Annotated in this window: 11 protein-coding genes and 1 pseudogene (1 of these 12 only partly in view); 5 read left to right on the forward strand and 7 right to left on the reverse strand. The window is 67.4% G+C overall.

What is annotated here, in order from left to right; genetic code table 11:
- Positions 1-200: 200 nt before the first annotated feature.
- From E6G06_15175 to E6G06_15205, 7 genes are all read right to left on the reverse strand, one after another.
- Positions 201-806: a hemerythrin domain-containing protein gene (locus E6G06_15175; GenBank protein ID TML89027.1), complete on the reverse strand. Its 606-nt coding sequence runs from the start codon at positions 804-806 to the stop codon at positions 201-203.
- Positions 807-1342: 536 nt separating this feature from the next.
- Positions 1343-1906 (reverse strand): STAS domain-containing protein, encoded by a 564-nt coding sequence (locus E6G06_15180; GenBank protein ID TML89028.1) that lies wholly within the window; start codon positions 1904-1906, stop codon positions 1343-1345.
- Complete coding sequence (locus E6G06_15185; protein TML89029.1) at positions 1794-2783, reverse strand: TIGR03557 family F420-dependent LLM class oxidoreductase; 990 nt, start codon at positions 2781-2783, stop codon at positions 1794-1796. Before E6G06_15185 ends, E6G06_15180 begins: the two co-directional genes overlap by 113 nt.
- A gap of 307 nt (positions 2784-3090) precedes the next feature.
- Positions 3091-4497, reverse strand: coding sequence for a divalent metal cation transporter (locus E6G06_15190; protein ID TML89030.1), 1407 nt, complete (start codon positions 4495-4497; stop codon positions 3091-3093).
- Positions 4498-4624: 127 nt separating this feature from the next.
- Complete coding sequence (locus tag E6G06_15195) at positions 4625-5074, reverse strand: CinA family protein (protein ID TML89031.1); 450 nt, start codon at positions 5072-5074, stop codon at positions 4625-4627.
- A gap of 50 nt (positions 5075-5124) precedes the next feature.
- Positions 5125-5616 carry a DUF3147 family protein gene (locus tag E6G06_15200; GenBank protein TML89032.1) on the reverse strand — a complete coding sequence of 164 codons (492 nt, stop codon included), beginning with the start codon at positions 5614-5616 and terminating at the stop codon, positions 5125-5127.
- Entirely contained in the window at positions 5613-5957 is a 345-nt protein-coding gene (locus E6G06_15205; protein TML89033.1) for a DUF3147 family protein, read from the reverse strand. Before E6G06_15205 ends, E6G06_15200 begins: the two co-directional genes overlap by 4 nt.
- A gap of 120 nt (positions 5958-6077) precedes the next feature.
- On the opposite strand from E6G06_15205, the gene E6G06_15210 reads away from it, so the two are divergent.
- The 5 genes and pseudogenes from E6G06_15210 to E6G06_15230 form a co-directional block, all read left to right on the forward strand.
- Complete coding sequence (locus tag E6G06_15210; GenBank protein TML89034.1) at positions 6078-6509, forward strand: hemerythrin domain-containing protein; 432 nt, start codon at positions 6078-6080, stop codon at positions 6507-6509.
- Positions 6510-6806: 297 nt separating this feature from the next.
- Positions 6807-7490, forward strand: a complete 684-nt coding sequence (locus tag E6G06_15215) for a UdgX family uracil-DNA binding protein (protein ID TML89041.1) — start codon at positions 6807-6809, stop codon at positions 7488-7490.
- 111 nt (positions 7491-7601) lie between these two features.
- The gene (locus E6G06_15220) at positions 7602-8039 is read left to right on the forward strand and encodes a hypothetical protein (protein ID TML89035.1); all 438 of its coding nucleotides are present in this window, start codon (positions 7602-7604) and stop codon (positions 8037-8039) included.
- Positions 8040-8427: 388 nt separating this feature from the next.
- Positions 8428-8754 (forward strand): hypothetical protein, encoded by a 327-nt coding sequence (locus E6G06_15225; protein ID TML89036.1) that lies wholly within the window; start codon positions 8428-8430, stop codon positions 8752-8754.
- A pseudogene (locus E6G06_15230) lies at positions 8751-9092 on the forward strand (divalent metal cation transporter) (it continues 864 nt past the right edge of the window). Before E6G06_15225 ends, E6G06_15230 begins: the two are co-directional and overlap by 4 nt.

The raw sequence follows: 9092 nt of genomic DNA on the forward strand, positions 1-9092 counted from the left end.
ATGCGAGATACCGGGGATTCCAAGAATCCACGGATTCTGACGCTCGCAACTAGGTCGCCTCGACTCCCGCCAGTCTCAACCAACCCGGATCATCAGGTGCCGGCGCACATCTGTCGTGGAAATAGAAGCCATACTCGTGTGTACGTCACGGCTGCATCGCCGCCGAGGATGCAGTCGTCGTTTTCGGCGACAGCCGCTATTCAGCCGGTCAGCCGGCGTATTGCCTCTTCGCTTATGTCCCTCGCTCGGTCGACGACTGCGCTCGCCGCACCCACCAGTGGAAGCGCCGGCGGTTCGTCGGGCGCGTGTGGGTGCGGGCGGGTTGGCGCCCTGCGCTTGGCGCTCGCTAAGGCATCGCCGAGCTCGTTCAACCGTTGCCGGCTGAGCGCGCGCCGGAGCTCCGGGAGCACGGTGCGCTCCTCCTCGGCGACATGCTGCTCGACGCTGTCGATGAGCACCATGACTTTGGCTCGGAATCGCTCATCCTGAGGCGACAAACGATCGATCTCGGCAAGCATGGACTTGGCCACGTGATGCTCCTCCAGGGCCTCGAGGACGAACTCTTCGGACTCGTCGTCCGGGAAGAGCTCGCGGAGCGTGGGATAGAGGACCTCCTCTTCGATCGCCGAATGCCGGGAGAGCTCTGTGACGATCTTGGCAGCGAGGGCGCCGCTCGTCTCCGAAGCGCGGACGCCTGCGCCTCGAAAGCTCCGGAATAGCTTCTGCACCTCTCGGTGGTCCTGCTTCAACAGTGCAATCGCGTCCATGGGACTCCTCGAAAGTCGACGTGAGCATCCTCTTCCCATGGTGGCTCGCCCAGGAAACGCTTTTGTGCAAGTCGACCCCGTGGGAAGACGTGAGGACAATGGCGAATAAACGAACACGACGAGTGAAACTGCTCCCGGGGGATGCGCCGGGGTGGTCGGGCTGGCATCGGCGCATGCGGCGAGAGGGAGTCGACGGCGGCGGCATCGGGCAGTCGGACAACCGCCATCGGACGCCGCCCTTGATCCCGGCGCCACTTCTACCGTTCCCCGCGCCAACGATGTTCCTACGGTCGACCGGACGACGACGACGCTCGGGCCGATAGCGGGGGAAACGACTGAGGGTGGCCGGACGCCTGGCGTCGGCGAGGACTCGGCGACGTGGCCATACGAGAAGAACTGGTCTCCAGTCGGCGGGTGTCGTCCTTCAGACGCCGACTGCCCGCCTGCCCCAGCCCTGCATGGCCCCGACCGACGCCACCACGGGCCGGGGGTGGCCCTGGTCGACGCCCTGGCCAATGCGTGGGGAGCCGACTGTCACGGCCGGGGCAAGACCGTGTGGTTCGAGGTGCGAGCGCTCAGCCGTCCAGCGTGAGGACGCTCGCCACCCCGCTGACCTCCAGCGCCTTGCGGGCCTGGGGACGAGGGGCGCGGAGGCACAGCCGTCTGCCCTCCGGACTCAGCGCCTTGAACGCCCGCAGGAGGACGTTAAGTCCTTGGCAGTCCATGAAGGTCACTCCCGAGAGGTCCACGACCACGTCGCCTTGACCGGCGGCGATGGCCTCGGACAGGGCCGCCCAGAGCCCGGGGGCACTGGCTATGTCGATCTCCCCGGTGGCGACCACCACCCGGGCACAGAGCCAACTCGATGGTCTCGAGAGACACCGCCTCGGAGCCGCAGCCGGTCTGCTGCGCTCAGAGATAGACACGCCTTGATCCAGGGCGATGCCCAGCGGAACCGAGGTTGTCGCGGTTGAGCCCGTTCTTGACGTCGCGCATGTTGCGATGATCTGTGCTCGATTCGGCGTGTCAGCGTTCTTGGCGGAAATCGCGCGCGGCCTCGAAGTTGACGAGGGCAGGTTGCAGGCGCTCGGTCCAGAACCGGAAGAACCCGTCTTGATCGGAGCCGATCTGGTGGAAATACAGGTGGTCGTACCCGGCGTCGAGGAACTTCGTGATCGACTCGAGCACCGGATCGACGTCGGGCCCGCAGGGGACGGAGCTGGTGGCGTCGTCCTCAGTCACGAGCTCGGCGGCTTGCTCGAAGTGCGACCAGGTGGGGAGGTCTTGGGCGAGCTGGCCGGGGATGCCGGCGTTGGGCCACACCTCGTGCACGGTCTTGCGTGCGGTGGCGGCATCGTCGGCCCAGCAGACGTTGAGCTGCGCGTACCGCGGGCCGGTGCCGCCGTTGGCTTTGTATGTTTGGGTGGCGTCGGGATCGGGGGCGTGGCCCCAGTAGCCGTCACCGATGCGGGCGGCGAGGGCGACGGCGTCATCGCCGAACCCGGACACGACGATCGGCGGCGGTTCGGTCGGTGGGTCGAACAGCTTGGCGTTCTCGACCTCATAGAAGTCGCCGCGATGATCCACCGGGTCGCCGGCCCACAGCGCACGGATGACCTCCACCGCTTCGCTGAGCATGGCGCGCCGGACCTCCGGGCGGGGCCAGCGGTGTCCGAGGATGTGTTCATTGAGTGCCTCGCCGGTGCCCACCCCGAAGAAAAACCGACCTGGCAGCAGCAGCGACGTCGTGGCGGTGGCCTGGGCGAGGATCGCCGGGTGGATCCTGGTGGTGGGACATGTCACGCCGACGCCGACCTCGATGCGATGCGTGGTTGCGGCGATCGCACCCAGCACTGACCAGACGAACGGGCTGTGGCCTTGGGCGCTCACCCAGGGGTGGAAATGGTCGGAGATCGACACAAAGTCGAAACCCGTTGCTTCCGCGCGTTGCGCGTTGTCCACCAACCGCTCCGGCGGGTGTTCCTCGCTCGACAAGGTGTAGCCGAAGGACGTCATCTGCCCGGTCCTTCGTCATGCAACACCGCAACGATCACGTCACTGCTCCTGGTCGCCCCTGGCACGGTATCAACACGACCGCCGTGCGACACAAACACAGCTGCATGCTTCCTAACCGCGAAATGGCACATGCCCGGACCTCCGCAGCCCGTAACTTGCGCTCAGGCCGTGATTGCCAGCGTGCTCGTTCCTCTCCGATGCGGGGAGCCGGGTGACGACGCGTCATCGGCACCCGTTCGTTGAGCGATGCAGAGACTGCGACATCGCGACGCCCGCGATCTGTCGACGCCCGTCAGTCGTCAGGGCCCTAAAGTCCACCCCCGGTGACGAGCAGCGTCAGCGCCGCCGCGCTCATGAGGCCCGCGGTGATCCAACACAAGACATTGGCGGCCCGGCCGTTACGGCGCTTGCCCATCAGCTTCGAGTCATTGGCGATCAACAGGATGACCACGAGGAATGGCGCGGCAGCGATGCCGTTGATGAGGGCGACGATGACCAGCAGGCGGATCGGGTTGACGTGCAGCAAGCTCAGCGCCGTCCCGCCGATCGTGCCCAGCGCGACAAGTCCGTAGAACACGGGGGCCTGGCGCAGCGAGCGGGAGAACCCCCACCGCTTGTGGAGCAGTCCCGCCATACCCGCCGCGCCGGCACCGGCGAGGACCGGCACCGCGAGCATTCCCGAGCCGATGAAACCGAAGGCGAAGAGTTCCTCGGCGAAGCTGCCGGCGACGGGCTTGAGTGCCTGCGCGGCCTGGGCCGCGCCTTGGATGTCGTTTTGGCCGTGACGAGCCAAGGTTTGGGCGGTTGCCACCATGATGGCGAACATCACCAGGTTGGAGAAGGCCATGCCGCTGAACACGTCGAGGCGGGCGGTGCGTCGCTTGGCCCGGGCCCCACGGTGGCTGCGCTCCTTCAGCGGCGTGGCACGGTCGCCGTTGGCGGGCTCGTCCCGCAGCTCTTCGAGCCGGTGGGCGCTCTGCCAGAAGAAGAGATATGGCGAGATCGTGGTCCCGAGCACCGCCACCAGCAGTGCCAGGTAGTCGCTTGAGAACTCGATGTGGGGAATGAGGGTGTGGCTGGCCACGCTCATCCAGTTGGGATGGGCCAGCACGAGCACGGCCATATAGGCGAGCAGCGCCGCGCACAGCACTTTGAACACCCTGGCCAACCACTCGAACGAGCCTGCCATCACCGCCGCCGTCACCGCGACGCCGCCGATCAAGGCCCACACCACCGCGGGGCCGGCGTGGAGCAGGTTCATGCCGCCGCCCACCGCCAACAGATCCGCCGCGATGTTCAGGGCGTTGGCGACGATGAGCGCGGCTCCGAGGATGTTGATCACCGACCGCCCACGCCGCTTGAAGCGCTTGACCGCGAGTTCGCCGAGGCCCTTCCCGGTGGTGAGCGCGGTGCGGTCGCACATCTCCTGCACTGCGCTCATCAACGGAAGCGTGATCAGGGCGGACCACAACAACCCGAACCCGACCTTCGCGCCCGCTTGGGCGTAGGTGGCGATGCCTGACGGGTCGTCGTCGGACGCACCAGTCACGAGCCCCGGGCCGAGGGCGCGCAGATACTGTCGCCACAACGGGCCGCTCGATGCTCGAGTGGTGTCGACCCGAGCGCGGGAGCGGCTCGCCCGACCATTCCGGGTCTTCGTCGTTGGCGTCTCGGGCCCCGCACCGCGAGAGCGCCGGCTGGTGCCGGTCGTCATGGCCCCGTCGGAGTGCCCCTCGCCGCGGGAAAGCAAACCGCGGCTCCGAATTCGACCTGAGCGGCATGAGCGATGGGCAGCGGTTCACGCCGGCAGAAGTCCTCGCCCGCTTAGGAAGCCACGGCTCTCAGTGCGGGCCACCGATCGCGTTCAGCGCCGCGAGGACGTCGTACGCCAGGTCAAGCGCCCGAGCGCAGGTCTGGTCGCAAATCGCGCTCGGATCGCCTTGGAGGTGGAGCAACCGGGTGGAGGTGACATCTTGGTAACGGACCGCCAGCCATACTGTTCCCGCTGGCAGGCCCTCCTCGGCGTCAGGGCCACCTATCCCGGTGACGGCGATACTCAGATCTGCGGCCAGCAATTCGGCCACCCCGGCAGCCATCTGGGTCGCCGTCTGCTCCGTGACGACGGGGCCCGGCGTCACCCCCAGGGCGGCGCGCTTGACCCCGGGCTGGTAGGCAACCAGCCCGCCACGCAGCCAGTCAGCAGCGTTGTCGCCTCTCGCGAGGCACGCCACGAGTTGGCCACCGGTGAGCGACTCGGCCACGCCCGCGTGTTCCTCGCGTCGGCGAAGCATGTCGCCGATCTTCGTCGCGACATTCTTCGTGTCGGTCGTGCGAGCCGAGCTCACCGCCGCGCGAGTTGCTCTGGTCGGGTTCGGGCTGTCGGCCGAAGAATCTCGTGCTGCCGGCCGCGGTAGTGGTGGCGCCACGCGGCTACGGCGAGGTAGAGGCCCAGGGACACCACGACCCAGCCCGCGGTCGCCCCGGCCAGCACGACGGCGGCACTGACCCGCCTGAACAGCAGGGCAGCGACGAGGGCAAAGCTCACCAATCCCACACTCCCCAGCACCGCGCCCCGGGCGTCGTGCGCGGCCGCTTCGGCGCCGTGCTTCTGCTCGAGCAGCGTCAGCGAGGCGGGGAGAATTGCTGGAAAGGCCAGAAACATCCCGCCGATCGCCGGGCCGAACGACCGGCCGACGACCGCCGCCCCGGTCGACACCCCAGCACCAAACGCGAACCGGATGGCCAGGTCGGAGAACTTCACATCGTGCAGCTTCTGGGGCCGAAAGCCCATGATCGGGTTGCCGGCTTGAGGCTCGAGCGGCTCGCGAGTCACCGCAACACCCAGAGGTAGCCCACTTCGGCGAGACCCAGCCAGAGGCCACAGAGCGCAACCGAACCGCGGCGGGCCCGATAGCGCCGAACCAACACGACTCCGACGGCGCACGCAACCGCCATGGCGAGGGCGCCCACGATCATCCCGGTGGCTTGGCGTTGTGCATCCGCGTGGCCCTTGGCGATCACGATCACCGTCAGGTTGGCCAACGCGATCGACGGCGCCGCGGAGAACAGCCCGGCGAAGCGCTTGGGCACCGCGGTCTCGCCGAGGAGCGCGAACCCGACGACGAACAGGCCCCCGTTCAGCGCCTTTATCCCCGTCAACACGAGCTCGCGCATCGCGCTGCTTCGTTCCCGCCCGCCGTCATTCGTCAAACCGCGCGATCGGTCGTGTGTGAAGCCGACCGAGGCCGGGAACACGCGAACCAACCACACCTGATTCGAGCCTTAGGAGATGCCATGCCGGATGTCATCGCACTGCTGGAAACCGACCACCGTGAGGTAGAAGATCTCTTCTCCAAGGCTGAGGACAACACCGGCGCGGCCAAGGCCCAAGTGGTGGCCAAGATCGCTACCGAGCTCACGCTGCACGCAGAGGTCGAGGAGTCCCTCGTGTACCCGGCGATGCGCGAAGCCGGCCTCGACGACATGGTCGACGAGGCAGAGCAAGAGCACCAGCAGATGAAGGAGCTTGTCGCTCAACTCCAGGCAGCCGATGGCGCCTCCTCCGAGGTTGATGGCATCGTGGCGGAGCTGAAGGCGAACGTGGTCCACCACGTCGAGGAGGAAGAAGGCGAGGTGTTTCCGAAGTTCCGCGCCTCGGTCGACCAGTCCACGCTTGACGGGCTCGGGGAGCGCGTCGAGGCGGCCAAGGCGCGCGCGAACGCGTAAGCCTTCCCCCGTCCACCGCCTGCGGGCCGTGCCCAGAGCGTCCCGGGGGCGAACGATGACGAGAAGGAAGAGGCCCCATCGAGACAGCAGCGCAATCTCGACTGGTCGAGAGCTCATACCCTCGGCGTCGCAGCGAGTCGTCGCCGAAAGCTCGAACGCGCGGGCCTTCGCGCGTGGCAGTGCGAAACTTACTGCGCGCGCGTTCCAAAGGGCCACGATTGAACTCACGCTGGCTGGGGTACAGCCATCTGCCGATCGGACGTGTTGGAGACGCATGCGTTCAATCTTGAGTTTGGGATCCGCCGACGGAGCCTCCGATCGACTGAATCGGCTGAGAGTTGTCTGCCTGCTCGGCGGGCTGTTCACGCGGCGATAGCGATGACCGAGTTCCATCGGGCATCGACGGTGTCTGCCTTGGCCGATCAGGCGGCCGAGTGCCGTGCATGCGACCTGTGGGAACGGGCGACCCAGGTCGTCTTCGGCGCCGGTCCGCCCGGGGCGCGACTGCTGCTGGTCGGTGAACAGCCCGGCGACGAGGAGGACCGGGCCGGGGCACCGTTCGTCGGCCCGGCCGGCCGGCTGCTGGATGATGCCATCGACGCTGCCGACCTCGACCGGGCCAGCCTGTATGTGACCAACGCCGTGAAGCACTTCAAGTGGACGCCTCGCGGCAAGCGGCGAATCCACCAGAAGCCGAACCGGACCGAGATCGTGGCCTGCCGCCCGTGGCTCGCCGCGGAACTTGTCGCCGTCGACCCCGACGTCGTGGTGACTCTCGGCGCGACCGCCGGCCAGGCGCTGCTGGGTCCCTCGTTCCGGGTTGGGACCGCACGCGGCACCGAACTGGAACTCGAGGGCCGTCCCGTCGTAGCCACCATCCATCCCTCCGCCGTGCTGCGGGACCGCAACCCCGACCGGCGCCAGGTTGCATTCGACGGACTCGTGTCGGATCTGCGTCGAGCGCAGGGTCTGCTGCGGTGACGACACGATCCGCGTCGGGTGCTCGGGCTGCTTCGCGGCGTACCCCGGTCACCTCTGAGCGCAGAGGTCGTCGCGCCCGGACCGGCGCTCCATCTAGGGTCGGTCGCGCCCATGGCCACGGGTGATGAGATCCGATTCGCGACAGTCCAACCCGTCGCGAGCGCGAATCGCCGACTCACGCCCATCGAACTGGAGTCCTCTGGTGGCTCGCCGCATGTCCACCTTGCCCAGGAGGGTGTGCTCTTCGACACCGATGGGTGGTACGAAGTGCTGCTCCGCGTCGACTGGGACAGCACCATCACCACGGGCACGCGTTTCAGCCATACCAAGATCCCCGGCCAAGAGCCGCTGCACAGCGAAGCCATCAATGCCCTGGTGCTCGCCCAGCTGAGCCAAGGTCGACAGCTCCTGCGGGGCAACAGCTTGTTCGGCCCCGACCGCACGACCTCGCTCGTACTGGAGGTGTGGCAGGACAGTGGCGAGCTGGTGAAGGTGTCCTACGCTGAGCTTGTCGTACGGGAGCTCTGTGTCCCGTGGTCCGCCGCGTAACGGAGATTCTCGCTGGCGTCAAAGCCGCCAGTGCGACGGGCAATGCGCCGTTCCCGGTGCGGCGCAGTCGAGGAAGGTGGTGGCTGCGCGCTACGCCCGAGGCTCGGGTCGTTTAGCGAACGCTATCGGGGTAGATCCACGGCATGCAACGTGGAAGTGACGACGCTCGCTCGCGACTGATGTGAACGCGTCGATGCCTGCATGGTCCGGGCCGCGACCATCGCCCCCCGGCCAGCATCGACTGTCGAGGCTCCGAGACGCTCGCCGCCTTCGGTGTCGTCTGACGGGCATCTGCCTGTTCATCGGGCTGCTGGCACCGACCGCTTGTACGCCAACGGCTCGCACCCGGGGGACCTACGAGGCCAAGGCCGTCAAGGCGGCGCAAGCCGTGGACTCCGCGCTCAACTCCGATCTCCTCCTCATTGAAGCGGTCAGCCGGGGGCACACGACCGCCGCCTATGTGTCGGTGGCATCGAGCCAGGCCGAAGACTCAGCATCTGGGGCGGCCTCCACGTTCCGCTCCATCCAGCCGCCCGATCACCGCAGCGAGGTGCTCCGCTCCGATCTCGGTGATCTGCTCGAGCAGGCCGAGAACTCCCTCGCCGACACCCGGATTGCCGGACGGCGAGGCGACCACGATGCGCTCGTCTCGACCAGACGCGAGCTCGAGCAGGTGGCCAAGAAGCTGCGTGCCTTCGCGGATCAGCACGGATGAAGCGCGTCTTCGAGATTGCGCTCGGGATCCTCACTGCCATCGGCGGCTTCGTCGACATCGGCGAGCTCGTCGCCGGCTCCCAGGTCGGCTCCCGTTTCGGGATGAACCTGGCGTGGGCGACGCTGCTGTCCCTGTTCGGAATCGTCGTCTTTGCAGAAATCGCGGGGCGCGTCGCGGCAGTCTCGCAACGGCCGGTCTTCGATCTGGTTCGCGAGCGCCTGGGGCCGCGGTTCGGGCTGGCCAATCTCCTCGCCTCGCTGGTGATCACCCTGGCCACGGTGGCCGCGGAGATCGGGGGCGTGGCGCTCACCCTCGAGCTCGCCACCAGCATCAACTAT

This window comes from Actinomycetota bacterium (assembly GCA_005888325.1).
Lineage (GTDB): Bacteria > Actinomycetota > Acidimicrobiia > Acidimicrobiales > AC-14 > AC-14.

Coding starts and splice junctions, on each gene's coding strand:
- E6G06_15190 (TML89030.1), bottom strand. CDS start 4,497: ATGACGACCGGCACCAGCCGGCGCTCTCGCGGTGCGGGGCCCGAGACG.
- E6G06_15220 (TML89035.1), top strand. CDS start 7,602: ATGGCCACGGGTGATGAGATCCGATTCGCGACAGTCCAACCCGTCGCG.
- E6G06_15185 (TML89029.1), bottom strand. CDS start 2,783: ATGACGTCCTTCGGCTACACCTTGTCGAGCGAGGAACACCCGCCGGAG.
- E6G06_15205 (TML89033.1), bottom strand. CDS start 5,957: ATGCGCGAGCTCGTGTTGACGGGGATAAAGGCGCTGAACGGGGGCCTG.
- E6G06_15175 (TML89027.1), bottom strand. CDS start 806: ATGGGAAGAGGATGCTCACGTCGACTTTCGAGGAGTCCCATGGACGCG.
- E6G06_15210 (TML89034.1), top strand. CDS start 6,078: ATGCCGGATGTCATCGCACTGCTGGAAACCGACCACCGTGAGGTAGAA.
- E6G06_15195 (TML89031.1), bottom strand. CDS start 5,074: ATGCTTCGCCGACGCGAGGAACACGCGGGCGTGGCCGAGTCGCTCACC.